General features: G+C 75.1%; 19 protein-coding genes and 1 pseudogene. 9 read left to right on the top strand and 11 right to left on the bottom strand.

Features of this window, described 5'->3' with window-relative positions; genetic code table 11:
* Positions 1-4 precede the first annotated feature (4 nt).
* From BJ968_RS03410 to BJ968_RS03400, 3 genes and pseudogenes are all read left to right on the top strand, one after another.
* Positions 5-1,231, top strand: coding sequence for an HpcH/HpaI aldolase/citrate lyase family protein (locus tag BJ968_RS03410; RefSeq protein ID WP_179749225.1), 1,227 nt, complete (start codon positions 5-7; stop codon positions 1,229-1,231).
* Positions 1,228-3,752, top strand: a pseudogene (locus BJ968_RS26290) (phosphoribosyltransferase). Before BJ968_RS03410 ends, BJ968_RS26290 begins: the two are co-directional and overlap by 4 nt.
* Positions 3,752-4,567 (top strand): HAD family hydrolase, encoded by an 816-nt coding sequence (locus BJ968_RS03400; protein ID WP_179749223.1) that lies wholly within the window; start codon positions 3,752-3,754, stop codon positions 4,565-4,567. Before BJ968_RS26290 ends, BJ968_RS03400 begins: the two are co-directional and overlap by 1 nt.
* Positions 4,568-4,582: 15 nt before the next feature.
* On the opposite strand, the gene BJ968_RS03395 is transcribed toward BJ968_RS03400, so the two are convergent.
* The 3 genes from BJ968_RS03395 to BJ968_RS03385 are packed head-to-tail and all read right to left on the bottom strand — an operon-like array spanning position 4,583 to position 8,124.
* The gene (locus tag BJ968_RS03395; RefSeq protein WP_343077786.1) at positions 4,583-5,413 is read right to left on the bottom strand and encodes an alpha/beta fold hydrolase; all 831 of its coding nucleotides are present in this window, start codon (positions 5,411-5,413) and stop codon (positions 4,583-4,585) included.
* Positions 5,410-6,462, bottom strand: a complete 1,053-nt coding sequence (locus tag BJ968_RS03390; RefSeq protein WP_179749221.1) for a pyridoxal-phosphate dependent enzyme — start codon at positions 6,460-6,462, stop codon at positions 5,410-5,412. The genes BJ968_RS03395 and BJ968_RS03390 overlap by 4 nt, the downstream gene beginning before the upstream one ends.
* 51 nt (positions 6,463-6,513) lie before the next feature.
* A complete protein-coding gene (locus BJ968_RS03385; protein ID WP_179749218.1) occupies positions 6,514-8,124 on the bottom strand; it encodes an alpha-amylase family glycosyl hydrolase in 1,611 nt (536 codons plus the stop codon).
* A 90-nt stretch (positions 8,125-8,214) separates the two neighbouring features.
* Between BJ968_RS03385 and BJ968_RS03380 the strand changes: the two genes are divergently transcribed.
* Positions 8,215-9,393 carry an ROK family protein gene (locus BJ968_RS03380; protein WP_179749216.1) on the top strand — a complete coding sequence of 393 codons (1,179 nt, stop codon included), beginning with the start codon at positions 8,215-8,217 and terminating at the stop codon, positions 9,391-9,393.
* Between the two features lie 10 nt (positions 9,394-9,403).
* On the opposite strand, the gene panB is transcribed toward BJ968_RS03380, so the two are convergent.
* Together panB and BJ968_RS03370 are read right to left on the bottom strand one after the other, a co-directional pair.
* Positions 9,404-10,225, bottom strand: coding sequence for a 3-methyl-2-oxobutanoate hydroxymethyltransferase (gene panB / locus BJ968_RS03375; protein ID WP_179749214.1), 822 nt, complete (start codon positions 10,223-10,225; stop codon positions 9,404-9,406).
* Between the two features lies 1 nt (position 10,226).
* Positions 10,227-11,999, bottom strand: a complete 1,773-nt coding sequence (locus tag BJ968_RS03370; protein ID WP_179749212.1) for an NAD+ synthase — start codon at positions 11,997-11,999, stop codon at positions 10,227-10,229.
* A gap of 146 nt (positions 12,000-12,145) precedes the next feature.
* On the opposite strand from BJ968_RS03370, the gene BJ968_RS03365 reads away from it, so the two are divergent.
* Both BJ968_RS03365 and BJ968_RS03360 read left to right on the top strand, forming a co-directional pair.
* Positions 12,146-13,489 (top strand): glutamine synthetase family protein, encoded by a 1,344-nt coding sequence (locus tag BJ968_RS03365; protein WP_179749210.1) that lies wholly within the window; start codon positions 12,146-12,148, stop codon positions 13,487-13,489.
* 10 nt (positions 13,490-13,499) lie between these two features.
* Positions 13,500-16,631, top strand: coding sequence for a bifunctional [glutamine synthetase] adenylyltransferase/[glutamine synthetase]-adenylyl-L-tyrosine phosphorylase (locus tag BJ968_RS03360; RefSeq protein ID WP_179749208.1), 3,132 nt, complete (start codon positions 13,500-13,502; stop codon positions 16,629-16,631).
* Between the two features lie 141 nt (positions 16,632-16,772).
* Here BJ968_RS03360 and fgd read toward each other — a convergent pair whose 3' ends face one another.
* Positions 16,773-17,795, bottom strand: coding sequence for a glucose-6-phosphate dehydrogenase (coenzyme-F420) (gene fgd, locus BJ968_RS03355; protein WP_343077785.1), 1,023 nt, complete (start codon positions 17,793-17,795; stop codon positions 16,773-16,775).
* A gap of 135 nt (positions 17,796-17,930) precedes the next feature.
* On the opposite strand from fgd, the gene BJ968_RS03350 reads away from it, so the two are divergent.
* Both BJ968_RS03350 and BJ968_RS03345 read left to right on the top strand, forming a co-directional pair.
* Positions 17,931-18,941, top strand: a complete 1,011-nt coding sequence (locus tag BJ968_RS03350; RefSeq protein WP_218884739.1) for an acetamidase/formamidase family protein — start codon at positions 17,931-17,933, stop codon at positions 18,939-18,941.
* Positions 18,942-18,953: 12 nt separating this feature from the next.
* On the top strand, positions 18,954-19,712 hold the full coding sequence (locus BJ968_RS03345; RefSeq protein WP_179749205.1) for an SDR family oxidoreductase: 759 nt from the start codon (positions 18,954-18,956) through the stop codon (positions 19,710-19,712).
* A gap of 67 nt (positions 19,713-19,779) precedes the next feature.
* On the opposite strand, the gene BJ968_RS03340 is transcribed toward BJ968_RS03345, so the two are convergent.
* The gene (locus BJ968_RS03340) at positions 19,780-20,640 is read right to left on the bottom strand and encodes a discoidin domain-containing protein (RefSeq protein WP_179749203.1); all 861 of its coding nucleotides are present in this window, start codon (positions 20,638-20,640) and stop codon (positions 19,780-19,782) included.
* 174 nt (positions 20,641-20,814) lie between these two features.
* Positions 20,815-22,239, bottom strand: a complete 1,425-nt coding sequence (gene glnA, locus BJ968_RS03335) for a type I glutamate--ammonia ligase (RefSeq protein WP_179749201.1) — start codon at positions 22,237-22,239, stop codon at positions 20,815-20,817.
* Positions 22,240-22,412: 173 nt separating this feature from the next.
* Between glnA and BJ968_RS26285 the strand changes: the two genes are divergently transcribed.
* Positions 22,413-22,841 carry an RDD family protein gene (locus BJ968_RS26285; protein WP_179749199.1) on the top strand — a complete coding sequence of 143 codons (429 nt, stop codon included), beginning with the start codon at positions 22,413-22,415 and terminating at the stop codon, positions 22,839-22,841.
* 68 nt (positions 22,842-22,909) lie between these two features.
* On the opposite strand, the gene BJ968_RS03325 is transcribed toward BJ968_RS26285, so the two are convergent.
* The 3 genes from BJ968_RS03325 to BJ968_RS03315 are packed head-to-tail and all read right to left on the bottom strand — an operon-like array spanning position 22,910 to position 26,085.
* A complete protein-coding gene (locus tag BJ968_RS03325; RefSeq protein WP_179749197.1) occupies positions 22,910-23,650 on the bottom strand; it encodes a DUF4191 domain-containing protein in 741 nt (246 codons plus the stop codon).
* A gap of 36 nt (positions 23,651-23,686) precedes the next feature.
* Positions 23,687-24,691, bottom strand: coding sequence for a lipoyl synthase (gene lipA / locus BJ968_RS03320; RefSeq protein WP_179749195.1), 1,005 nt, complete (start codon positions 24,689-24,691; stop codon positions 23,687-23,689).
* Positions 24,692-24,711: 20 nt separating this feature from the next.
* Positions 24,712-26,085: a serine hydrolase domain-containing protein gene (locus BJ968_RS03315; RefSeq protein WP_179749194.1), complete on the bottom strand. Its 1,374-nt coding sequence runs from the start codon at positions 26,083-26,085 to the stop codon at positions 24,712-24,714.
* Positions 26,086-26,105: the final 20 nt, after the last annotated feature.

Raw genomic sequence — 26,105 nt, 5'->3', positions numbered from 1 at the left:
GTCCGTGCGGCACTTCGCCACCCTCGACGAGGAGCAGACGGAGCGGCTCTTCCTGCACCGCCCGCAGCCCGTCGACGTCACCGCCGGCCGCGACGAGCTCGCCGTCGCCCTGGGCGCCACCCTGTACTGCCCCGCGACCCGCGAGCGCCTCGCCGGGGACCTGCTCAAGCTCGCCCGCCGCGGGGTGCTGTCGGTCGTGGCCTGCCTGGAGGACTCCGTCCCCGACCACCGGGTCGCCGAGGCCGAGGAGATCCTCGTGCGCGAGCTGGCCGGGCTGGCCCGGACCCCGGAGTGGTCCGGGGGGGCGCCGCTGCTGCTGTTCCTGCGCACCCGCACCCCCGAGCAGCTGCTCGACGTCGTCGACCGGGCCGGGGTCGGGCTGCGGTGCCTGCAGGGCTTCGTGCTGCCCAAGTTCGGCGGTCAGGGGCAGCCCACGCCGGACGAGTGGCTCGAGGCCGTCCGCAAGGCCTCCGCGCGCGCCGGCCGCCGGCTGTGGGCGATGCCGGTGCTGGAGAGCCGCGACGTGGCCCACCTCGACACCCGGCACAGCGCCCTGTTCGCCGTCCGCGACGTCCTCGACGCCCACCGCGACCTCGTGCTGGCCGTGCGGACCGGCGCCACCGACCTGTCCGCCGCCTACGGGCTGCGCCGCCCGCGCGGGCAGACCGTGTGGGACGTGCGCGTCGTCGCCGACGTCCTGGGCGACGTCATCAACGTCCTGGGCCGCGCCGACGGCAGCGGCTACCCCATCACGGCGCCGGTCTACGAGCACTTCAGCTCCGGGGAGCGGGTCTTCCGGACCAGCCTGGCCGCCTCCCCGTTCGCCGAGGGTGCCGAGGAGCTGCGCGAGCAGCTCATCGCCGACGACCTCGACGGCCTGGTGCGCGAGCTCGTCCTGGACCGCGTCAACGGGCTGCAGGGCAAGACCGTCATCCACCCCTCGCACGTCGCGGTCGTGCACGCCACGTCGGTCGTGACCCACGAGGACTTCTGCGACGCCTCCGACGTCCTGGCCCAGCACGGCGGCGGGGCGATGGCCTCCTCGTACCGGAACAAGATGAACGAGGCCGGCCCGCACCGCGCCTGGGCCGAGCGGGTCGTGCTGCGCGCCCGGGCCTTCGGCGTCGCCCGCGACGACGTGTCCTACGCCCACCTGCTGCAGGCCCAGGACGAGGCGTGGCGGGCCTACCGGGCCGGCGCCGGCGCGGTGGGCCCGGGGGACGCGCCGTGACCGACCTGCACCTGCCCGCGGGGACCCGCACGTGGGTCGCCGACCGGCTCGGGGTCCGCGTCAGCGGGGAACCGGGTGTCGACGGGCTCACCGTCGAGGACCTGCTGGGCCTGGCGCTGCGCCGCAACCCCCGCCGCGCGCACCTGCTCGTCAGCCGGGTGCTCGGCAAGCACGTCCCCACCGACCCGCGGCTGGTGCGCGCCGCCGGCCTGCGGCTGGGGGCCCGGGTCGCCGACGCCCTCGGCGTCGCCGACGTCCCCGGCGCCGGCACCGCCACCTGGCGCGCCGCGCTGGCGGGGGACCCGGTGGCCGCGGGCGCGGTCCTGGCCGGGGCCCGGCGCGGCCCGGCCCGGCCCGACGCCGTGGTCCTGGGGTACGCCGAGACCGCCACCGGCCTGGGCCAGACCGTCGCCGACGCCCTCGGCTGCGCCGGCCTGCACTCCACCCGGCGCGAGGTGCCCGGGGCCGTGGACTGGGCGGGGTTCGAGGAGGAGCACTCCCACGCCACCGGCCACCGCCTCCTGCCGGCCGACCCGGCCGTCCGGGCGGCGCTGGCCGACCCGGCCGCGCCCGTCGTCCTCGTCGACGACGAGCTGTCCACGGGCCGGACGGTGGCGAACACCCTCCGCGCCGTGCACGCCCTCGCCCCGCACCGCCGCTACGTCGTGGCCGGGCTGGTCGACCTGCGCTCGCGGGAGGACCGGCACCGGCTGCAGGACCTGGCCCGCGAACTCGGCACCCGGGTCGACGTCGTCGCCCTCGTGCGCGGCGCGGTGGACCTGCCCGCGGACGTCCTGGCCCGCGGGGCCGAGCTCACCGCCCTCGTCGAGCCCGTCGTCCCGCGGTCGCTGCCGGGGGCCGCGGTCGAGCCCGTGCGGGTGGACTGGCCCGCCGCGGTGCCGACGACGGCCCGCTTCGGCACCGCCCCCGGGCACGGGGAGGCCGTCGCCGCGGCCGACCTCGCCCGGCACCTGCTGCCGCAGCTGCCCGCGGGGGCGCAGGTCCTCGTGCTGGGCTCGGAGGAGCTGCTGCACGCGCCGCTGGCCCTCGCGGTCCAGCTGGCCGAGCGCTCCGGCGCGACGGTCCGGTTCTCCTCCACCACGCGCTCACCCGTGCTGGCCGTGGACGACCCCGGGTACGCGGTGCGCAGCTCCGTCGCCTTCGGCTCCCACGACCCCGCCCAGGACGGCCCGGGGACCCGGTACGCCCACAACGTCGCGCGCGCGGTCCCGTGGGACGCCGTCGTGCTCGTCGTCGACTCGGCCTCCGACCCCGCGGCGCTGCACGCCCCCGACGGGGTGCTGGCCGCCCTGGCCCCGCACACCGCCCGCCTCCTGCTCGCCACGCTGCCCGCCGACCCCTGGAGAGACCCCGCGTGAACCTGCCCCCAGCCCTGTCGGGACCGCGGTTCGGGTCCTACGCCCCCGACGAGGTGAGCTGGCTGCTGACCGACCTGTCCGGCGCCGACCTGGAGGCCCCCGCCGAGGAGCGCGAGGAGGCCGTCCAGAGCGGCGGCGCCCACTACGCCGAGTCGCTGCCGGTGGAGTACCAGCCCAGCCCCGAGTACCAGCGGCTGTTCCACGACGCCCTGGCCCGCGGCGCCCGCCGGGTCGCGCTGGGCGTGGGTGTCGTGGCCGGGCTGCTGCGCGCCGACCGCGGGGAGGACCTGCTGCTGGCCTCCCTCGCGCGGGCCGGCACCCCCGTGGGGATCCTGCTGCGGCGCTGGGCGGTCCGCGAGGGGCTGCACTGGCCGCACGTCGCCGTCTCCATCGTGCGCGGCCGCGGGATCGACGAGGTGGCGCTGCGGTGGGTCGCGGCCCACCACGACCCCGCGAAGGTCGTGTTCGTCGACGGCTGGACGGGCAAGGGCGCCATCGTGCGGGAGCTGTCCGCGGCGCTGGAGCGCTTCGGCGGGTTCAGCGACGACCTGGCCGTGCTGGCCGACCCGGGCCGCTGCGTGCGGACGTTCGGCACCCGCGAGGACTACCTCATCCCCTCGGCGTGCCTGAACTCCACCGTCTCGGGGCTGGTCTCGCGCACGGTCCTCAACGACCGCCTCACCGGCCCGGGGCAGTTCCACGGCGCGAAGTTCTACGCCGAGCTGGCCGGCGCGGACCTGTCGAACCGCTTCCTGGACGCCGTCACGGCGTGCTTCGACGACGTGGCCACCGAGGTCCCCGCGGCCGTCGAGGCGGTGCGGGCCGGGGACCGGGCGGCGGTGTTCACGGGCTGGTCCGAGGTCGAGCGCGTCAGCGAGCACTACGGCATCGGGGACGTGAACCTCGTCAAACCCGGGGTGGGGGAGACCACGCGCGTCCTGCTGCGCCGGGTGCCCTGGCGGGTCCTGGTCCGGCCCGAGGCCGAACTGGCCCACCCCGACGACCTGGCCCACGTGCGGCTGCTCGCCGACCAGCGCGGGGTCGTCGTCGAGGAGGTGCCGGGGTTGTCGTACTCGGCGATCGGGCTGATCCACCCGCGGTTCACGCGCGGGGCGACCGGCGCGGACGGCAGGGCCGTCTGATGGCGCTGCTCGCGGCGAGCGACCTGGACCAGACGCTGGTGTTCTCCGCCCGCTCCGCGCAGGCCGACGTGGCGGGTCTCGTGCCCGTGGAGGACTACCGCGACGCGACGATCTCCTGGGTGACGCCGGGGGCGTGGTCGGTGCTGGCCGACCTCGTCGCCTCCGGCGGCTTCGTCCCGGTGACGACGCGCACGGTGGAGCAGTACTCCCGGATCCGCTGGCCGCAGGGACCGCCGCGGGACGCGGTGTGCGCCAACGGCGGGGTCGTCCTGCGTGACGGGGTCCCCGACCCCGGCTGGGACGCGGCCGTGCGCGAGCGGCTCGCGGCCTGCGCGCCGCTGCCGGACGTGCTGGACGCGCTGACCCGGCTGGCCCGGGAGCTGGTGGCCGTCGTGCCGGGCTCGGAGGAGCCGTCGGTGCGGGAGGTCCCGGGGTTGTTCGGGTACGTCGTGCTGCGCGAGGGGCAGCGCGAGGCGCTGGAGGGGCCGCGGCTGGGGGACCTGACCGCTCGGCTGGACCCGTGGGGGTACGCGGTGTCCCTGCAGGGGCGCAAGCTGTACGCGGTGCCGCGGTCGCTGACGAAGTCGGCGGCGGTCGCGGAGGTCGTGCGCCGTCACGGGGCCGACGGTTTCGTGGCGGCCGGTGACTCGCTGCTGGACGTCGACCTGCTGCTGGCCGCGCGCGCCGCCCGCCGCCCCCGGCACGGTGAGCTGCTGCGGACCGGGTGGGAGCACCCGCGCGTGGAGCTCACCGGCGCCGCGGGGGCCGCGGCCGGTGAGGAGATCGCCCGCTGGCTGCTGGCCGCCACCGGCTGAGGGCCGGCGGGCGCCTCAGCGGGAGATCTCCACGAGCACCGACAGGTGCCCGGCGCCGGGGATGGTGACGAGGTCGGCGCCGGGGATCAGCTCGGCGAGGCGGCGGGCGTGGGCGACGGGGACCACCCGGTCGGCCTCGCCGTGCACGAGCGTCACCGGCACGGTGATCGAGGCGGGGTCGAAACCCCAGGGCGAGACGTGCGCGACGTCGTCGTCGACGAGCCCGCCGGAACCGGCCCCGCCCGCCTCGGCCACGACCGTCCCGAACCAGCCCCACGGGCCGTCCAGCGTCTCCCGGTCCTCGTCGGTGAAGTCGACGCCACCGGACCCGCCCGCCGCCTCGAACTGCTCCTTCGCCCTGCGGCCCGCGGTGGCCCGGCCCAGCGAGGCGCGCGAGTGCGGGCCCATGCCCTCGAACCAGTCGGCCCCGGTGAAGGGGGCCAGGCCCGAGATCGACAGCGCGGACGTCACGCGGTCGGGCAGCAGCGCGGCGCAGGCCAGGGCGTGGGCGCCGCCGCCGGAGTGCCCGACCGTGCGGCACGTCGCGACACCGAGGTGGTCCAGGACGGCCCGCACGTCCGCCGCGACGTCGGCGATGCGGCGGCCGGGCACGCGGGAGGACCGGCCGTATCCGGGGCGGTCCACGCCGATCCAGCGGGCGTCGGTCTCCCGCCACGGCAGCGGGGGTTCCCCCGTGTTGGGGGTGCCGCCGTGCCACAGCACGACGTCGCCCGTGCCGCCGGTGTCGTGGATCCCCAGCGCGCGGCCGTCGGGCAGTTCCAGCTCGGTGCGGTGCACGGGCTTCGCGGGGCCGGGGTGTTCGGGGTGCTCGGCGGGGGAGGTCACGGGAAGAAGGGTTCCACCGCGGCCCGGCCCGCGTCCACGTCGATGCCCCTGGCGCGGACCCAGTCGTCGGCGTAGTAGGTGTCCAGGTAGCGGTTCCCGTCGTCGCAGATCAGCGTCACGACGGACCCCGGCCGGCCCTCGCGCCGCATGCGGTCGACCAGGCGCAGCGCCACCGACAGGTTGGTCCCCGTCGAGGCTCCCGCGCGGATCCCGGTGCGCTCGAACAGGATCCGCATCGCGGCGACGGACTCGGCGTCCGGGACGGTGAAGACCTCGTCGATGACCGTGGGCACGAACGACGGTTCGACGCGGGGCCGGCCGATGCCCTCGACGCGCGAGCCCGGGCCCGTCACGGCGCGCGAGCCGGTCCGCCACGCCTCCTCGAAAACCGACCCCTCGGGGTCGGCGACGGCCAGCCGCGTGGGCCGCCGGGAGTACCGGCAGTACCGTCCGATGGTGGCGCTCGTCCCGCCCGTCCCGGCGCCCACGACGATCCACTCCGGTTCGGGGTGGGGTTCGAGGGCGAGCTGCTCGAAGATCGAGCAGGCGATGTTGTTGTTCCCGCGCCAGTCGGTCACGGTCGAGGCGTTCGCGAACTGGTCGAGGTAGAACCAGCCGTCCTGCGCCCCCAGCGCCTCCGCCGCGGCGTACACCTCGCCGGGGTCGGCGACGAGGTGCAGGCGCCCGCCCTGGCGGGTGATGAGGTCGAGCTTGGCCGCCGAGGTCTGCGCCGGGACGACCGCCACGAACTCCAGGCCGAGCAACCGCGCGAAGTACGCCTCCGAGACCGCGGTGGACCCGCTGGAGGCCTCCACCAGCGTCGTGCCCGGGGTGATGTCGCCGTTGCTCAGGCCGAACAGGAACAGGGACCGGGCGAGCCGGTGCTTGAGCGAGCCCGTCGGGTGCACCGACTCGTCCTTGAGGTACAGCTGCACGCCCCAGTCCGGGGGCAGGTCGAACACCCGCAGGTGGGTGTCGGCGCTGCGGTTGGCGTCGGCCTCCACGATGCGCACCGCGCGGTGCACCCAGTCGCGTCCGGGGGAACTCACCGGGCGACGGTACCCGCACCGCCGCCTGCGCGGCGGTGCGGGCCGAGGGCCCTAGGCCCGCACCCAGACCGTCGTGTCCTGCGGGACCAGACCGCCGGCCAGCGGCCCGCTGCTGAGCACGAGCTCACCGGCGGGCACGGCCACGGGGTCGGGGCCGAAGTTCGTCAGGACCGTCCAGCCGCCGGGGCGGGAGAACGCGACCACGTCGGCGCCGGAGGGGATCCACGTCAGGTCCTCGGTGGTCCGCAGGCGGCGGCGCGCGGCCAGCGCCTGCCGGTAGAACTCCAGCGTCGAGCCCTCGACGCCGTCCTGCCGGTCGACGGCCACGTCGGCGAACCAGGCCGGCTGCGGCAGGTGCGAGCCGCCGGGGCCGAACCCGTGGGAGGGGCCGGCGGCGGTCCACGGCAGCGGGACGCGGCAGCCGTCGCGGCCCTTCTCCGTCCCCTGCGAGCGCAGCCACGTCGGGTCCTGCAGGGCGGCGGCCGGGAGGTCGGCGACCTCGGCCAGCCCGAGCTCCTCGCCCTGGTAGAGGTACGTGCTGCCGGGCAGGGCCAGGATGAACGCCGTCGCGGCACGGGCCCGGCGCAGGCCGCCCTCGACGTCGGGCCGGGGGTACCGGCCGTCGGAGAGCAGCCAGGCGTTCTGGTCGGCCCCGGCGGGCAGGGCGTACCGGCTGGCGTGCCGCACGACGTCGTGGTTGGACAGCACCCAGGTGGAGGAGCTGCCGGCGTCGGCGGCGAACTCCAGGTTCTCGGTGACGGTGCGGCGGAACGCCTCGGCGTCGAAGTCGGCCCGGAGCAGGTCGAAGTTGAACGCCTGCCCCAGCCCGTCGGGGGAGGCGTAGCGGGCGCGGCGGTGGGCCGGCACCCAGGCCTCGGCGACGGCCGTGCGGGGCGGGTCGTACTGGTCGAACAGCTTGCGCCACTCGACGTACACGTCGTGGACCTCGTCGCGGTCGAACAGCGGGTGGGAGCCGTCGAGCAGCGTGGCGAGCTCGGCCTGGGTCGGCAGCGGTTCGGTGAGGTCCTTGGTCAGCGCGTGCGCCACGTCGATGCGGAAACCGTCGACGCCGCGGTCGGCCCAGAACCGCAGGGTCTCCAGGTGGTCCTCGCGCACGTCGGGGTGCGCCCAGTTCCAGTCCGGCTGCTCGGGGGTGAACAGGTGCAGGTACCACTCGCCGTCGCCGACCGGTTCCCACGCCGGGCCGCCGAAGGCCGCGGTCCAGTCGCTGGGGGGCAGTTCGCCGTCGTCGCCGCGGCCGCGGCGGAACACGTACCGCTCGCGCTCGGGGGAGCCGGGCCCGGCGGCCAGCGCGGCGCGGAACCACGGGTGCCGGTCGGAGGAGTGGTTGGGGACGATGTCGACGACGAGCTTCAGCCCCGCGGCGTGCAGGGTGGCGACGAGCTCGTCGAACTGCTCGAGGGTCCCGATCCGCGGGTCGACGTCGCGGTGGTCGTCGACGTCGTACCCGCCGTCGGCCAGGGCCGAGGGGTAGAAGGGGGAGAGCCAGACGGCGTCGACGCCGAGGCGGGTCAGGTGGGGGACGCGGGAGGTGATGCCCGGCAGGTCGCCGGTGCCGTCGCCGTTGGAGTCGGCGAAGCTGCGCGGGTAGACCTGGTAGACGACGGCTTGACGCCACCAGTCCTTCGTGGGCTGTTCCACGGCGGGGCTCCGATGATCGTTTTGTTGGTTTTGGCCTTAAATCTAAGGCCTGTCTAAAGTGTGCCCAAGCGGCACGAGGAGGGTCAAGGGGTGGCGACGACGGTTTCGGTGACCCGGCGGTTGCGCGACGACAACGCGCTCGCCGTGCTCCACCACGTGTGGGACCTGCCCGCGACCGCGGACGGTCCCGAACCGGGCGTGACCGGCACCGACCTCATCGCCGCGACCGGGCTGTCCCGCGCCACCGTGCACGACGTGTGCGACGAGCTCATCACCCGCGGCTGGCTGCGGGAACTGCCCGACGAGCGGGCCACCGGCACCTACACCAAGGGCCGGCCCGCCCGGCGCTACGGCTTCGAGGCCCGGGCCGGGGTCGTCGTGGGCGTCGACGCCGGCGAGCACCGGATCGCGGTCCGCGTGGCGGACCTGCGCGGGCGCGCCCTGGCCGACACCGCGCTGCAGGTGGCCCACGACCCCACCCGCACGCCCGTCGCCGACCGCTTCGAGGCCGTCGCGGCGACCGTCGGGCGCGCCCTGGCCGACGCCGGGGACCCCCGGGTGCTGTCCGTCGCGGTCGGGGTCCCCGCACCCGTCGACCCCTCCGGGCGCACCGGGTCCGCCGGCAACCCCTACTGGGCCTTCGTCGACGCCGACCTCGCCGCCGGGCTGACCGCCCGGCACGGGTGGCCGGTGCTGACCGACAACGACGCCAACCTCGCCGCGCTGGCCGAGGGGTGGCGCGGCAGCGGCCGGGGCGTGCGCGACCACGTGACGCTGCTGGCCGGTGAACGCCTCGGCGCCGGGGTCGTCGTCGACGGCCGGCTGCTGCGCGGGGCCCACGGGGGCGTGGGGGAGATGCGGTTCCTCCACCTCGTCGACGGCGTCGGCTCGGCCGACGGGCTGGGGAAGGTGCTGCGCGACCTCGTCGCCCGCGCCGGCGGCACGGGGGCCGCCGAGGACGTCGTCGCCGCGGCCGCGGCGGGGGAGGAGCTCGCCGGGTCGGTGCTGGAGGCCGCCGCTGAACGGCTGGCCCGCGTCGTGGCGACCGTGGCCAGCCTCGTCGACCCCGAGCGCGTCGTCGTCGCCGGCGGGGTCGCCGCGGCACCCGGCCTCGCCGACCGCGTCAACGCCGCGCTGCCCCGGTTCCTCGCCCCGCCCCGGCCGCTGGTCCTCACCTCGACCCTGGGCCGCGACGTCGTCGTGCTCGGCGCGCTGCGCCGGGCGCTGGACGAGGTGCGGGCCGGGGCCCTGGCGCTGTCCCTGCGCTAGGACCGCTCGGTCAGAAGGAGTGCTCGGGCCCCGGGAAGGACCCCCCGCGCACCTCGGCGGCGTACTCGCGGGCCGCCTCGGACAGCACCGCGCGGACGTCGGCGAACTTGCGGACGAACGTCGCCGTCCGCCCGCTCAGGCCCGCGAAGTCCTGCCAGACGAGGACCTGCGCGTCGCAGCCGGCCCCCGCCCCGATGCCGACGGTCGGCACGGCCAGGGTCCGGGTGACCTGCTCGGCCACCTCGGCCGGGACCATCTCCAGGACGACGGAGAAGGCCCCCGCCTCGGCGACGGCGCGGGCGTCGGCCAGCACCTGCCCGCCCGCCTCCCCCCGGCCCTGCACCCGGTAGCCGCCCAGGGCGTGCTCGGCCTGCGGCGTGAACCCGACGTGCCCCATCACGGGGATCCCCGCCGCGACGACCGCGCGCACCCGCGAGGCGGTCCGCACCCCGCCCTCCAGCTTCACCGCGTGCGCCCCGCCCTCCTTCATGAGGCGGACGGCGGACTGCACGGCCTGCACGTCGGAGGCCTCGTAGGACCCGAAGGGCAGGTCGGCCACGACGAGGGCGTGCGGCGCCCCGGCCACCACGGCCCGCACCAGCGGCAGCAGGTGCTCCAGCGTCACCGGCAGGGTGCTGGGCATCCCGAACACCGTGTTCGCCGCCGAGTCGCCCACGAGCAGCGCGGGGATGCCGGCCTCGTCGAACACCGCGGCCGTCAGGGCGTCGTAGCTGGTGAGCATGGCCCACTTCTCGCCCGCGTCCTTCCACTGCTGCAGGTGGTGCACGCGCGTGCGCCGGCGCGGCGCGGGCGTCTCCGCGGCGTAGGCCACCTCAGCCCCCCGCCACGGTGCCGTCGGTCTTGACGTCCACCGGCGGCGTGAGGGAGGCAGGCGCCTGCGGCTCGCGCCAGCGGTTGGTGATGGGCAGCCGGCGGTCGCGCCCGAACGCCTTCAGGGAGATCTTCGGGCCCGGGGCGAACTGGCGGCGCTTCCACTCGGCGCGGTCCACCAGGGTGACGATCGAGTCCACGAGCGCCCCGTCGAAACCCGCGGCGAGCATGTCCGCGCGGCCCTTGTCGCCCTCGACGTAGTCCTCCAGGACCGCGTCCAGGACGTCGTACGGCGGCAGGGAGTCCTGGTCGGTCTGGCCCGGGCGCAGCTCGGCCGACGGCGGCTTGGTGATGGTGTTCTCCGGGATCGGCGGCTTCTCCCCGCGCGCGGCCGCCTCGGCGTTGCGCCAGCGCGACAGCTCCCACACCAGCGTCTTGGGGACGTCCTTCAGCGGCGCGTACCCGCCGACGGAGTCGCCGTACAGCGTCGAGTACCCCACGGCCAGCTCGCTCTTGTTGCTGGTGGCCAGCGTGAGGTGGCCCTCCTGGTTGGCCAGGCCCATGATCGTCGTCCCGCGCACCCGGGCCTGCAGGTTCTCCTCGGCGACGCCCTGCAGCGGGACCGTGGCCAGGAACGCCTCGACCATCGGCGCGATCGCGTACTGCCGGTACTCGAAGCCGCAGCGCTCGGCCAGTTCCCGCGCGTCGTCCCGGGAGTGCTGGCTGGAGTACCCCGAGGGCAGCGAGATGCCGACGACGTTCTCCGCGCCGATCGCGTCGCAGGCCAGGCTCGCCACCAGAGCGGAGTCGATGCCGCCCGAGACGGCGACGATGACGGACCGGAAACCGTTCTTGCGCACGTAGTCCCGCAGGCCCAGGACGATGGCGGCGTGGACGTCGGCGACGTCCGGCAGCGGTTCGAGGACCTCCGAGGCCCGGGGCTCGTAGGCCGGCACGGGCTCCTCGCTGACCGTGACGCGCGCGATGCGCTCCTCCCAGCCAGGGGTCGTGACCGCCGCGGGCAGGTCGAGGTCGGTGACGACCAGGGACTCGCGGAACTGCGGCCCGCGGGCCAGGACGGTGCCGTCGGCGGCCACCACGAGGGAGTCCCCGTCGAAGACCAGCTCGTCCTGGCCGCCGACGGCGTTGACGTAGGCGATGGGGCAGCCCGCCTCGGCCGCGCGCCGCGCGACCAGCTCCAGGCGCACGTCGTCCTTGTTGCGCTCGTACGGGGAGCCGTTGAGGACGGCCAGCAGCCCGGCGCCGGCGTCGTCGGCCATCTGCACCGGCCCGCCGTCCTGCCACAGGTCCTCGCAGATCGCCACGGCCACGTCGACCCCGCGCACGCGCGCCACGAGCAGGTCGTCGCCGGGGGTGAAGATGCGGTACTCGTCGAAGACGCCGTAGTTCGGCAGGTGGTGCTTGGCGTACCGGCCCACCACGCGCCCGCCGTGCAGGACGGCCGCGCAGTTCTGCGGCCGGCCCCGGCCCTCGTGGTGGTCGACGTACCCGACGACCACCGCCACGTCGCCGTGGCCGTCGTCGGCGATCTCGGCCGCCAGCCGCCCCACGGCCCGCCGCGAGGCCGCCACGAAGGAGGGGCGCAGGGCCAGGTCCTCCACGGGGTAGCCCGTCACGGCGGTCTCGGGGAACAGCACCAGGTGCGCGCCGTCGCGCGCGGCGCGGGCCGTCCACTCCCGGACGGCCGCGACGTTGCCGTCGAGGTCGCCGACGGTCGTGTCGATCTGGGCCATGGCCACGCGCAGCTGGGGCATGGGGGCAGCCTAGTGAGCCGGTGGGGGCGGGTCAGCCGGGGTGCGGGGCGACCGGGCGCGCCCGTGCGCGATGATGACCCCGTTGACCTACGGGGGCCAGCGGGAGCACCGACGGCCCGGTGATCGGACGCGACGGGAAGGGTGCCATGGACCGCCAGCAGGAGTTCGTGCTGCGGACGCTGGAGGAGCGGGACATCCGCTTCGTCCGGCTCTGGTTCACCGACGTCATCGGGACGCTGAAGTCGGTGGCGATCGCCCCGGCCGAGCTCGAGGGCGCCTTCGGCGAGGGCATCGGCTTCGACGGGTCGGCCATCGAGGGCCTGAGCCGCGTCTCGGAGTCGGACATGCTGCTGCAGCCCGAGCCGTCCACCTTCCAGGTGCTGCCGTGGCGCACCACCGACGAGCACCAGGGCACCGCCCGCATCTTCTGCGACATCCTCACCCCGGACGGGCAGCCGGCGCGCTCGGACCCGCGCTTCGTCCTCAAGCGCGCCCTCGACAAGGCCGCCCAGGCGGGCTACACGTTCTACACGCACCCCGAGATCGAGTTCTACCTCTTCAAGGGGCCGCTGGAGCGCGGGGCGACGCCCGAGCCGGTGGACTACGTCGGCTACTTCGACAACCACCCCGGCAGCACCACCACCGACTTCCGCCGCACGGCCATCTCGACGCTGGAGAGCATGGGCATCTCGGTGGAGTTCAGCCACCACGAGGGCGGCCCGGGCCAGAACGAGATCGACCTGCGGTACGCCGACGCGCTGACGACCGCGGACAACATCATGACGTTCCGGACGGTCCTCAAGGAGGTCGCCCGCGACCAGGGCGTGTACGCCAGCTTCATGCCCAAACCGCTGGCGGGCGAACCGGGTTCGGGCATGCACACCCACCTGTCGCTGTTCGACGGCGACGCCAACGCCTTCTACGAGGCGGGCGCGGAGTACCAGCTGTCCCGCACCGGCCGGCGGTTCATCGCCGGCGTCCTGCGGCACGCCGCCGAGATCACCGCCGTGACGAACCAGTTCGTCAACTCCTACAAGCGGTTGTGGGCCGGCGGGGAGGCCCCCAGCTACATCTGCTGGGGCCACAACAACCGCTCCGCCCTCGTGCGCGTCCCGATGTACAAACCCTCCAAGGGGCAGTCGGTCCGCGTGGAGTACCGGGCCCTGGACTCCGCCGCCAACCCCTACCTGGCGTTCGCGCTGCTGCTGAGCGCGGGCCTGAAGGGCATCGAGGAGGGCTACGAGCTGCCCGACGGCGCCGAGGACGACGTCTGGTCCCTCACCGACGCCGAGCGCCGCTCCATGGGCATCGAACCGCTGCCGCAGAGCCTGGAGCACGCCATCTCGGTCATGGAGCGCTCCGAGCTGGTCGCCGAGACCCTCGGCGAGGGCGTCTTCGACTACTTCCTGCGCAACAAGCGCCAGGAGTGGGCCGACTACCGCTCCCAGGTGACGCCGTTCGAGCTGCAGCGGTACCTGCCCCTGCTGTGAGCGTCCCCTCGTGAGCACCCAGGGCCGACGCTCCTCCGCCGCCGCGCAACTGGTCCGGGCGGGGTTCGCCGACCCCGACCGGGCCCTGCGCCTGCTGCGCGACCCCGTCCTGGCCGACGTCGTGCACGTCGAGGGCGACCAGGAGCTCACCGACGGCGCGGGCGACCTCGTCCGCGCCCTGGGCCGCACCGCCGACCCCGACCAGGCCCTGCTGGGCCTGGTCCGCTGGGTCGAGGCGCTCACCGCCGGCCGGGGCCCCGCCGACCCCCCCGACGAGTGCGTCGCCGCCGCCCTGGGCCTGGTGCGCGGCGGGGACGGCCCGGCCGGGGGCACCCCGGCCCGGCTGCTGGGCGTCCTCGGCGGCTCGCTGGCCCTGACCGACCACCTCGTGCGCCACCCCCGGCAGTGGACGGTCCTGGCCTCGGCGACCCCGCCGGACCCCGGCGAGCTGCGCACCGAGCTGCTCACCGCCGTGGGGGCCGACCCCACCGACCCCGTGCCCGTCGCCGGGGGCGGGACGGGGAGCGGACCGGACCCGGTCGACGCGCTGCGGGTGGCCTACCGCCGCCGCCTCGTGGGCCTCGCCGGCCGCGACCTCGCCAGCCCCGACCCCCTGGCCGTCCTGCACCTGACCTCCGCCGAGCTCGCCGACCTCGCCGCCGCGGCCCTGGACGCCGCCCTGGCGATCGCCCGGTCCGAGCTGCCCGGCCACGACCCGGCCACCGGTCCCGGTTCGTGGCGCGCCTGCCGGCTCGCCGTGCTGGGCATGGGCAAGACCGGCGGTCGGGAGCTGAACTACCTCTCCGACGTCGACGTCGTCTACGTCGCCGAACCCGCCCCCGGCGCCGCCGAGGACGACGCCCTCGCCGTCGGCGCCAAGCTCGCCGCCGCGCTGCAGCGCATCTGCTCGGCCCCCACCGGGGAGGGGGCGCTGTGGGAGGTCGACGCGGCCCTGCGCCCGGAGGGCAAGGCCGGCCCCCTCGTGCGCACCCTGGCCAGCCACCTGGGGTACTACCGCCGGTGGGCCAAGACGTGGGAGTTCCAGGCCCTGCTCAAGGCCCGGCCCGTCGCCGGCGACCTCGCCCTCGGCTGGGAGTACCTGACCGCCATCGCCCCCCTGGTCTGGAGCGCCAGCGAGCGCGAGGGCTTCGTCGGGGAGGTCCAGGCCATGCGCCGCCGCGTGGAGTCCCTCATCCCCTCCAAGGAGGCCGACCGCCAGCTCAAGCTCGGCGCCGGCGGCCTGCGCGACGTCGAGTTCAGCATCCAGCTGCTGCAGATGGTCCACGGCCGCAGCGACGAGCGGCTGCGCCGCAGCGCCAACACCCTCGAAGCCCTCGAGGCGCTCGCGGCCTACGGGTACGTCGGGCGCAGCGACGCCGGTGAGCTCGACCGCGACTACCGGTTGCTGCGCTCCCTGGAGCACCGCATCCAGGTGCACCGGCTGCGCCGCACCCACGTCCTGCCCACGGCCGAGGCCGACCTGCGCCGCCTCGGGCGCTCGCTGGGGCTGCGCCCGGACCCCGTCCAGGGGCTCGAGGACGTCTGGCGCGGCACCCGCCGCGACGTGCGGCGCCTGCACGAGAAGCTGTTCTACCGGCCGCTGCTGACGGCCGTGGCCAAGCTGCCCGCCGCCGACGCCCGCATCGACGCCCAGCTGTCGGCCGAGGCCGCCCGCGAGCGCCTGGCCGCCCTCGGCTACCGCGACCCCGCCGGGGCCCTGCGCCACCTGGAGGCCCTCACCGGCGGCGTCAGCCGGCGCGCGAGCATCCAGCGCACGCTGCTGCCCGTCATGCTCGCCTGGTTCGCCGACGGCGCCGACCCCGACGCCGGCCTGCTGGCGTTCCGCCGCGTCTCCGAGGCGCTCGCCGGCACCCAGTGGTTCCTGACGATGCTGCGCGACGCCGGCGCCGCCGCCGAGCGCCTGGCCTACGTGCTGTCCGCGGCGCGCATGCCCACCGAGCTGCTCCTGCGCTCACCCGAGGCCGTCTCCGTCTTCGCCGACGACGACCGCCTGGCCCCCGAGGACGTCGGGGAGGTCCTCGCCGACGCCGAGGCCGCCGCCGGTCGCCGCGAGGAGCTGGGCGCGGCCGTCCTGGCCGCGCGCGGGGTGCGCCGGCGCGAGCAGTTCCGCACCGTCGTGGCCGACCTCGTGGGCGTGCGGGACCTCGCCGGGGTCGGGCGGGCGCTCGCCGACGCCGACCAGGCGGTCCTCGACGTCACGCTGCGCCGCACCGTGGCCGACCTGGAGCGCCGCCGGGGCGGCCCGCTGCCGACCCGGCTGCTCGTGGTGGGCATGGGCCGGCTGGGGGCGGGGGAGACCGGGTACGGCAGCGACGCGGACGTGCTGTTCGTCCACGACCCGCTGCCGGGTGCCGACGAGACGGCCGCCCAGAGGGCGGCCACCGAGGTCGTGGCCGAGCTGCGCCGGCAGCTGGCGGCCGCCGGCCCCGAACCGGCCCTGGAGGTGGACGCCGACCTGCGGCCCGAGGGCCGCAACGGCCCGCTCGTGCGGTCCCTGGACAGCTACCGCGCGTACTACCAGCGCTGGTCGCTGTCCTGGGAGGCGCAGGCGCTGCTGCGGGCCCGGCCCGTGGCCGGTGACGCCGACCTCGGCGAGCGCTTCCTCGCCCTCGTCGACCCGCTGCGCTGGCCCGCGGGGGGCCTGTCCGACGCCGACGTCCGCGAGGTGCGGCGCATCAAGGCGCGCGTGGAGGCCGAGCGGCTGCCGCGCGGGGCGGACCCGGCCCGCCACCTCAAGCTGGGCCGGGGGGCGATCTCCGACGTCGAGTGGACCGCGCAGCTGCTGCAGCTGCAGCACGCCGCCGAGCACGAGGGGTTGCGGTCGCTGTCGACGCCCGGGGCGCTGCGGGCCGCGTCGGCGGCCGGCCTGGTCGCCGCCGAGGACGCCGAGACCCTCCTGACGGCCTGGGACCTGGCCTCCCGCGCGCGCAACGCCGTCGCGCTGTGGCGCGGCAAGACCGGTGACTCCCTGCCCACCCAGGCCCGGGACCTGGACGGGGTGGCGCGCATGTTCGGCTTCGAACCGGGCAGCTCCCGCGAGTTCGAGGAGCTGTACCTGCGCACCACCCGTCGCTGCCGGGCCGTCGTCGAGCGCGTCTTCTACGGCCGCACGGGGAGCTGACCGCGCCACCCCCCCCCGCTCCGAGCACGGTTCGGGCCCTCCCCGACGGCGCGGGAGGGCCCGAACCGTGCTTCGAGCGGTACGGGCGCGGGTGGGGGGTGGGGGTGGGGGTGGGGGTGGGGTGGGGTGGGGGTGCCGGGGTCAGGGCCGCAGCAGCGGCACGACGTCGGCGGTGAACTGGCTCAGGAACCGCGACTGGTCGTGACCGGGGGCGTGGAAGACCAGGTGGGTGAACCCGGCGTCGACGTACTCCTGCACCTTCGCCGCGACCTCCGCCGGGTCGCTGGAGACGATCCAGCGCTTGGCGACCTGCTCGATGGGCAGCTCGTCGGCCAGCCGCGCCATCTCCACGGGGTCGTGGACCTGCGACTTCTGCTCCGCGGTCAGCGACAGCGGCGCCCAGAACCGCGTGTTCTCCAGCGCCTTCGCGGGGTCCTCGTCGAAGGACAGCTTGATCTCGATGGTCCGGTCGATCTGGTCCTCGGTGCGCCCCGAGGCCTCCAGCCCCTCCCGCAACGCCGGCAGCAGGGTGTCGGAGTACAGGTCCATGCCCTTGCCGGAGGTGCAGATGTACCCGTCCCCGGCCCGGCCGGCGTACTTGGTGACCCCCGGCCCGCCCCCGGCGACGTAGATCGGGACGGGGACCTCGGGCCGGTCGTAGACGGTCGCGTCGTGCAGCCGGTAGTAGTCGCCCTCGAAGGTGACCCGCTCCCCGGCCCACAGCTGCTTGATGAGCCGCACCGCCTCGCGCAGCCGGGCGAAGCGTTCCTTGACCTCGGGGAAGTCGACGCCGACGGCGTGCTCGTTGAGGGCCTCGCCGGTGCCCACGCCCAGGATCGCCCGGCCCGGGGCCAGGACCCCGAGGGTGGCGAAGGCCTGGGCGATGACGGCGGGGTTGTAGCGCAGGGTGGGGGTCAGGACGCTGGTGCCCAGCTGCACCCGGGAGGTCTTGGCCGCCACCCACGGCAGCCAGGTCAGGGCCGAGGGGGCGTGCCCGTCGACGTGGCGCCAGGGCTGGAAGTGGTCGGAGATCCACACCGAGTCCAGGCCCTGCTCCTCGGCCTGGACGGCGAAGTCGGCCAGGGCCCCGGGCGTGAACTGCTCCGCCGACGCCTTGTACCCCAGCTTCAGGGGCTGGCCGTGCGTGTCCACCGTTCGGCTCACCGTTTCCACCTTCCCGCGGGTTCGACTGGGCCCAACCTACGTCGCCCCGCCCGGGCCGCTCACGGGGGGCCGGGTCTTCCCCCGGCCCACCGCCCTGCGGTAGAAGGTGCAGACCGCGATCACGAGGGAGAACCCGTGCACACCCTGGACGGCAGTGTCGAGGTCGTCGAGTTCACCCCGACGCCCGAGCAGTACGCCTGGACCTTCGGCGGCGTCGCGCCCGTCGCGACCGTCCGGCCGGGCACGGCCCTGAAGCTGTGGAGCGACGACGCCTTCTGCGGGCGCCTGCGCTCGGTCACCGACCTGCCCGGCACCGCGCTGCGGATGCCGTTCGTCAACCCGCAGACCGGCCCGTTCTTCGTCGAGGGCGCCGAACCGGGCGACACCCTCGTCCTGCACGTCGTCGACCTCGAACCCGCGCGCGACTGGGGCGCCTCCGCGCTCATCCCCTTCTTCGGCGGCCTGACCTCCACCGACCGCACCGCCACCCTCCAGCCGCCGCTGCCGGAACGGACGTGGATCTACCACCTGGACTCCGCCCGCCGCACCGTGGGCCTGGACCTGGGGGAGCTGTCCCTGGAACTGCCCCTCGAACCCATGCTCGGGACCGTCGGGGTCGCCCCGGCGGCGGGGGAGGTGCGCAGTTCCCTCGTGCCCGACACCTTCGGCGGCAACATGGACACCCCCGAGCTGAAACCCGGCACCACGGTGTACCTGCGCGTCAACGTCGAGGGCGCCCTGTTCTCCCTGGGCGACGGGCACTACCGGCAGGGCGAGGGGGAGTCCTGCGGGACGGCCGTGGAGGGGGCGGTGAACTCCCTGGTCCTCGTCGACCTGCTCAAGACGCCCGGCCCGGCCTGGCCCCGGCTGGAGAGCGACACGCACTGGACCGTCGTCGGCTCCTCCCGGCCGCTGGAGGACGCCTGGCGCGCGGGGCAGGTCGACGCCGTGGCCTGGATCCGGGAACTGACCGGGCTGGACGTCCTCGACGCCTACCAGGTGCTCTCCCAGATCAGCGAGGTCCCCCTCGCCAACGCCGTCGACGTGAACTACAGCGTCGCGACGAAGGTCCCCAAACGGCTGCTGCCCGTGCAGCGCGCCGCCTACGGCGGCGTCCACGACCGGTTGCGCGCGCTGGTGCGCTGAGAGGAGTCAGACGTGGACCTGCAGCTGGAGGGCGCCCGCGTCCTGGTGACGGGCGGCACCCGCGGGATCGGCGCCGCGATCGTCGCGGAGTTCCTGGCCGAGGGGGCCGACGTCGCGATGTGCGCGAGGACGCCGGCCGACGTGGAGGCCGCCGTGCAGCGGGCGGGCGGGCCGGGGACCCTGCGCGGCGCGGTCGTCGACGTCTCCCGCCGCGAGGACGTCTTCGCCTGGGTCGACGAGACCGCCGCCGAGCTCGGCGGCCTGGACGTGGTCGTCGCGAACGTCAGCGCCATCGCCGCCGCCAACGACGTCGAGTCCTGGCGGTTGTCCCTCGACGTGGACCTGCTGGGCACGGTGTCCCTCGTCGACGCGGCGCTGCCGCACCTGCGGCGGGCCGGGGGCGGGTCGATCGTCACGATCGGCAGCGTCTCCGGTCGCGAGGTCGACGCGTTCGCCGGGCCGTACGGGACCGTCAAGGCGGCGCTGGTCGCCTACACGCAGGGCCTGGCCCACCAGTTCGCGGCCGAGGGGATCCGGGCGAACACCGTCTCGCCGGGGAACACCTACTTCGACGGCGGCGTGTGGCAGCTCACCGAGCGCAACGACCCGGAGTTCTTCGCCGAGGCCCTCGCGCTGAACCCGACGGGCCGGATGGCCACCCCGGAGGAGGTGGCGCGGCCGGTGGTGTTCCTGGCCAGCCCCGCGGCCAGTTTCGTCACCGGGACGAACCTCGTCGTGGACGGGGCCCTGACGCGGGGCATCCAGCTGTAGTCGGCGGCACGGCGCCCGCGGTGAGCGCGGGGCCGGTCCCGTCGCCCCGCGGTCGTTCTCCCGCTCGTCAGCTGTTCGCGAAGGCCACGTCGCTGACGGCGGTCCGGTCGAAGCGCCCGCCGGCGCCGGGGGAGGTGACCGCGTCGATGGTCAGCTCCACCGAGGTCACCTCGACGGGGGCGACGTTCAGCCGCTGCAGCCGGCGGTCGCCGTCGGTCAGCCGCTGGGGGACCCGCACGGGGCCGGTCGGCGTCAGGAACGTCCACGTCACCGCCGTGATGCGCCGGCCCTGCTGGTAGCGGTCCGTGCCGTCGTACGGGTCGACCTTGGCGAAACCGTTCACCAGCCCCACCTCGGTGAGGCGGACCGTCCGCGCGAACGTGAACGTCAGCGTCGACCCCGTCGCGTCGCCCTCGGTGCGCCAGGCCGTCGAGGGCCTGCCGTCGAGCACGTTCGCCGCCGCGTACGACGTCGTGCGGCCCCCGGCGTCGGCGCTGTCGGGGGAGGTGCCCGGTACCCGGACGCCGGCCGGGACGACGGGACCCGCGGCGTAGCTGACCGTGGGCGTCGGCGCGGGCGTCGTCGCCGGGGCCGTCGCCTGCGCGGGCACGGCGCTCGCGGTGGCGCTCGCGGAGGCCGGAGCGGCCGTCGTGGCCGGGGCGCTGGGGGCCGCGCTCGTGGTCGCCGTGTCCGAGGGGCGCAGCAACCACCACCCGGCCACCCCGACGGCCGCCACGAGCACCACCGAGAACGCGCCGATGACCGTGCGGGCCCGCCGGTCCCCGCGGTGCGCAGCGCCCGCGGCGGGCGACGTGAGGACCTCCAGCCGGTCCGGGACGCCCTCCCGCGGTTCCCCGCAGGTCCAGCAGAACCTGTCGGCCTCCCGCATCCCTGCTCGGCAGGACGAGCAGGTGGTGGTCGTCGGCACGCGGGGCACCCCCGTCCTTGGGTTCGTCGTCCGGTGACGTCCTGTCACCGCGAGGTGCTCAAGATACTCCGGACGGGGGAGGTGATCCAGGCACCGGGCGGGAACGGGCGAACCCCCGCCCCCAGGAGGGGACGGGGGTTCGACGGCGGGCCCACCGCGACGGCGATCCGGGGATCAGATGTCGTAGTAGAGCTCGAACTCGTGCGGGTGCGGGCGCAGCCGGATCGGGTCGACCTCGTTGGTGCGCTTGTAGTCGATCCAGGTCTCGATGAGGTCCTGGGTGAACACGCCGCCCTCGAGGAGGTACTCGTGGTCGGCCTCGAGCGCGTCGAGCACGTCGGGCAGCGAGTACGGGACCGTCTTGATGTTCGCGTGCTCCTCGGGCGGGAGCTCGTAGAGGTCCTTGTCGACCGGGTCGGCCGGCTCGATGCGGTTCTTGATGCCGTCCAGACCCGCCATCAGCTGGGCCGCGAACGCCAGGTACGGGTTCGCCGACGGGTCCGGCACGCGGAACTCGATGCGCTTGGCCTTGGGGGAGTTCCCCGTGATCGGGATGCGGATGCAGGCCGAGCGGTTGCGGGCCGAGTAGACGAGGTTCACGGGAGCCTCGAAACCGGGGACCAGGCGGTGGTAGGAGTTCACCGTCGGGTTCGTGAACGCCAGCAGCGACGGCGCGTGGTGCAGCAGGCCGCCGATGTACCAGCGGGCCAGGTCGGACAGGCCGCCGTAGCCCTTCTCGTCGTAGAAGAGCGGCTCGCCGTCCTTCCACAGCGACTGGTGGCAGTGCATGCCGGAGCCGTTGTCGCCGAACAGCGGCTTGGGCATGAACGTCACGGTGTGACCGTTGCGCAGCGCCACGTTCTTGATGATGTACTTGAAGAGCAGCAGCTGGTCGCCGGCGTTCTTCAGGGTGTCGAACTTGTAGTTGATCTCGGCCTGGCCGGCGGTGCCCACCTCGTGGTGCGCGCGCTCGACCTGCAGGCCCGCCTTCTCCAGCTCCACGACCATCTCGTCGCGCAGGTCCGAGAAGTGGTCGATCGGGGCCACGGGGAAGTACCCGCCCTTGTAGCGCGTCTTGTACCCGAGGTTCCCACCCTCCTCCTTGCGGCCGGTGTTCCACGCGGCCTCGATGGAGTCGATGTGGTAGTAGGACTCGCGCTGGTTCGTCTCGAACCGCACGTCGTCGAAGATGTAGAACTCGGCCTCGGGGCCGAAGAAGACGGTGTCGGCGATGCCGGTCGTCTTCAGGTACGCCTCGGCCTTGGCCGCGATGTTGCGCGGGTCGCGGCTGTACGCCTCGTCCGTGAACGGGTCCACGATCGAGTGGTTGATGACGAGGGTCTTCTCCTTGCGGAAAGGATCGATGAAGGCCGACGTCGGGTCCGCGATGAGCTTCATGTCCGACTCGTGGATGGCCTGGAAGCCGCGGATCGAGGACCCGTCGAACATCTGGCCCTCGGACAGCGCGTCGACGTCCACGGTGCTCGCGGGGACGGTGAAGTGCTGCATGACCCCCGGCAGGTCGCAGAACCGGATGTCGACGAACTTCACGTCTTCGCGGGCGATGAAGTCGACGACCTCTTGGGCGTTGCTGAACATCCAACCTCCAGAGACGGATCCGGCTCGGTTGTCGAGCCGCCGCGGACGCGCCGACGGTAGGGGCACGATGTTTCGCGCTCGTTACGCCGACGTTTCGGCAACCTTACCGACGGCACGGGGGGCTGGACAGGGCGGTCCCCGACGACTCGCCGCGGGGCACGTACGCTGGTCCCGTGGCCGACCGGACGACGAGCGCCCCCGACGACCCCTTCCCCGAGCCCGCGCCCGGCACCCGGCTGGGCCTGCCCGCCTCGGGCCCCGGCTCGGTCTCCGGCTGGGGCCGGCGCTTCCTGGGCCTGGTCGTGGACTGGGTCGTGGCCTCCCTGGTCGCCCGCGCCTCCCTCAGCGGCGTCGGCCGCGACCTGGGACCGCTGCTGGTCTTCCTCCTCATGCACCTGCTGCTGGTCTCCACGATCGGCATGACCATCGGGCACGCCGTCACCGGGACCGCCGTGCGCCGCCTGGACGGCCGGCCCGTCGGGTTCGCCCTCGGCCTGGCCCGCGCCGTCCTGGTGACCCTCGTCATCCCCGCCGTCGTCTACGACGGCGACCGGCGCGGCCTGCACGACCGGGCGTCGCGCACCGTCGTCGTGCGCCGGTAGGGCCGCACCCGCCCGGACGCGCAGAGCCCCCGCGACCGGGTGGTCACGGGGGCTCTGCGGGTCCGCGGTCAGCGACCGCGCATCGCGCGCCGGTCGGGACGGGCGCTCATCGGGTCGATGCCCTTGGGCACCGGCGGGCGGATGCCGCCCAGGGCGCGCAGCCTCTTCTGCACGGCCCCGACCTCCTGCTTCGTCAGCTCCGGCTTCAGGCGCTGCACGCGCGAGGCGAGCTTGCGCAGCGGCACCTCGTCGGCCGCGCCGCCGTCGCCGACGGTGAACAGGTGCACGGGGACGTTGGGGGCGACGCGGGCGACCTTGCGCCGCTCGGTCTCCAGCAGCTTGCGCACCCGGCTGGGCGGGCCGTCACCGACGAGGACGATGCCGCCGCGGCCGACGGCGCGGAAGACCATGTCCTGGGTGCGGGCCTCGGCGGCCACCGGTTCCTGCTCGACCGTCCAGCCGCGACGGATGGAGGACAGCGCGGCCCCGGCCGCGCCCTTCTGCCCCTCGAGGTTCACGTAGGCGGCGCGCTCGGCGCGCCGGCCCAGCAGGAACATGGCGAGCAGGATCCCGACGAGCAGGCCGAGGATCGTGAAGTAGATCGGGTGCCCCGTGAGCAGGCCGATCAGCAGACCGACGACGATCGGGCCGACGAGGGCGGCCAGCAGGACCCACTTGGCCGACGGGTCCACCCGCACGGTCATGTCGTAGACCTGCTTCAGCTGACGGGTGCGCGCCCACCGCTGCTTCTTGGGTCTCGGTGCGGCGGTGCTGCCCCCGCGTCCGGCGTCGGATCCACGTCGTGCCATGCGCGCAAGGATACGTGCCCCGCGCAGGGCGGACGCTCAGCGACGGGCGAGCAGGCTGGAGGCCTCCTGGGCCGCGGGGGACTCCTTGTCCAGGTGCGCGAGCTGCTCGGGGATCGCGACCCCGCGCTTCCTCATCGCCCCGGCCCACAACCGGCCCGCGCGGTAGGACGAGCGGACCAGCGGGCCGGCCATGACGCCCGCGAAGCCCATCTCCTCGGCGGCCCGGCTGAACTCGACGAAGGCCTCGGGCTTGACCCACCGCTCCACCGGGTGGTGCCGCGACGTGGGGCGCAGGTACTGGGTGATCGTGATGATGTCGCAGCCGGCGTCGTGCAGGTCCTGCAGCGCGGCCAGGACCTCCTCGTCGGTCTCGCCCATCCCCAGGATGAGGTTCGACTTCGTCACCAGGCCCGCGTCGCGGCCCTGCGTGATGACGTCCAGCGACCGCTCGTACCGGAACGCCGGCCGGATCGACTTGAAGATCCGCGGGACGGTCTCGACGTTGTGCGCGAAGACCTCCGGGGCGGCGTCGAAGACCTGCTGCAGCAGCTCGGGCCGGCCGTTGAAGTCGGGGACGAGGATCTCCACGCCCGTGCCCTCGTTGCGGGCGTGGGTCTGCCGGATCGTCTCGGCGTACAGCCACGCGCCGCTGTCGGCGAGGTCGTCGCGCGCGACGCCGGTGATGGTCGCGTAGCGCAGCCCCATCGTGCGGATGCTCTCGGCCACCCGGCGGGGCTCGTCGCGGTCCAGCGGCGACGGCTTGCCCGTGTCGATCTGGCAGAAGTCGCAGCGGCGCGTGCACTCGGAACCGCCGATGAGGAACGTGGCCTCGCGGTCCTCCCAGCACTCGTAGATGTTGGGGCAGCCGGCCTCCTCGCACACCGTGTGCAGGCCGCCGGACCTCACCAGGCCCTTGAGCTCGGTGTACTCCGGGCCGGTGCGCGCCTTGGTGCGGATCCAGTCGGGCTTGCGCTCGATCGGCGTCTCGGCGTTGCGCGCCTCGATGCGCAGCATGCGCCGGCCCTCGGGTGCGATCGTCACCCCCACAGCCTACGTCGGGCTCACGCCAGCGGCGTCCACCCCCTCGGGTCGACGCCGCCGGGCACGTCGGCGGCGGGGTCGTACGGCGTGCGGGTCAGCCGGAAGCTCGCCAGGTCCAGGTGGCCCACCGCGCCGTCGGGCGTGCGGACCGGGCGCAGCAGCTCGCCCGCGTAGTAGCCGTCCAGGCCGCGCCAGACCCCCTCCCCGGCGCGCACGAACCGCGACGCGCGCCCGCGCCCCTCCAGGCCGCGCAGCTCGAAGCCGTGCGCGCTCGCGCGCACCACCAGCGGCGCGGGCCCCCAGTACCAGGGGCCGACCAGCTCCAGGACGTCGGCGGGCACGTCGTGGGGCACCCACGGGGCGGGGCGGTGCGGTTCGGCGTCGGTCAGCGCTGCCAGCAGCCGGGCTGGCAGGTCGCCGAAGCCCGTCGTGGAGTTCGTCAGCGCGACGACGCCGTCGCCCGTGGCGACGTCCACCCGCAGCATCGCCACGAACCCCGGCATGGACCCCGAGTGCCCGGCGTGGCGGCGGCCGGCGACGTTCCACAGCTGCAGGCCCAGCCCGTACCCCGCGGTCCAGGCCCCGCCGCGGGGGTCGTCGACGCTCTGCGGCTCCCACATGGCCTCCACGGTGCCGGGGCGCAGCACCGTGGAGGTGCCCGCCACGACCGTGGCCCACCGCGCCAGGTCCGCGACCGTGGACCAGACCTGCCCCGCGGGCGCCATGGCCCCCGCGTCGTGCTCCGGCTCGGGCAGCACCACGTCGGCCCACGGGTGCACCGCCAGGCCCCGCGCGGCCGGCTGCTGCGGGCGCAGCGTCGTGCGCGTCATGCCGAGGGGGTCCAGGAACTGCGCCTGCACGACCCGGCGCCAGTCCTCGCCCCGGACCCGGCCGACCAGCTCGCCCAGGACCCCGAAACCGAGGTTGGAGTAGTGGAAGCGCGTGCCGGGCCGGTGCCGCAGCGCGGAGCCGCCCAGGAGCGGCAGCAGCGCGTCCCAGTCCCCGCCGGGCGTCCGCTCCCACCAGGGCCCGTCCGTCTCGGCCTGCACCCCGCCCGCCTGCCCCAGCAGCTGGCCCACGCCGACCCGGCCCACCCCCTCGGTGTCCAGCTCGGGCAGGTGCGCCCGCACGGGGTCCTCCAGCGCGACCAGCCCGTCCTCGACCAGGCGCAGCACCGCCGCCGCCACGAACGTCTTGGTGATCGAGCCCACGCGGTACTGCGTGTCGGCCCCCGGGCCGGTGTCCACCCCCGTCGTCCCGGCCGCGCCGGTCCACACGAGCTCCCCGTCGCGCACCAGCCCCGCCACGACCGAGGGCAGGCGCGCCGCGCTCTGCTCGGCGGCCAGCAGGTGGTCCAGCGCGCGGTGGGTGGTGGGGAGCAGGACGGTCGTCATGCACCGACCTTGCCAGAGGA

Origin of the sequence: Kineococcus aurantiacus, from assembly GCF_013409345.1 — a bacterium.
Classification (GTDB): Bacteria; Actinomycetota; Actinomycetes; order Actinomycetales; family Kineococcaceae; genus Kineococcus; species Kineococcus aurantiacus.
The sequence above is the reverse complement of the archived record's forward strand: the minus strand, read 5'-3'. Positions and strand labels throughout refer to the sequence as shown.

Coding starts and splice junctions, on each gene's coding strand:
- BJ968_RS03370 (WP_179749212.1), bottom strand. CDS start 11,999: ATGCCCCAGCTGCGCGTGGCCATGGCCCAGATCGACACGACCGTCGGC.
- BJ968_RS03365 (WP_179749210.1), top strand. CDS start 12,146: ATGGACCGCCAGCAGGAGTTCGTGCTGCGGACGCTGGAGGAGCGGGAC.
- glnA (WP_179749201.1), bottom strand. CDS start 22,239: ATGTTCAGCAACGCCCAAGAGGTCGTCGACTTCATCGCCCGCGAAGAC.
- BJ968_RS03400 (WP_179749223.1), top strand. CDS start 3,752: ATGGCGCTGCTCGCGGCGAGCGACCTGGACCAGACGCTGGTGTTCTCC.
- BJ968_RS03315 (WP_179749194.1), bottom strand. CDS start 26,085: ATGACGACCGTCCTGCTCCCCACCACCCACCGCGCGCTGGACCACCTG.
- BJ968_RS03325 (WP_179749197.1), bottom strand. CDS start 23,650: ATGGCACGACGTGGATCCGACGCCGGACGCGGGGGCAGCACCGCCGCA.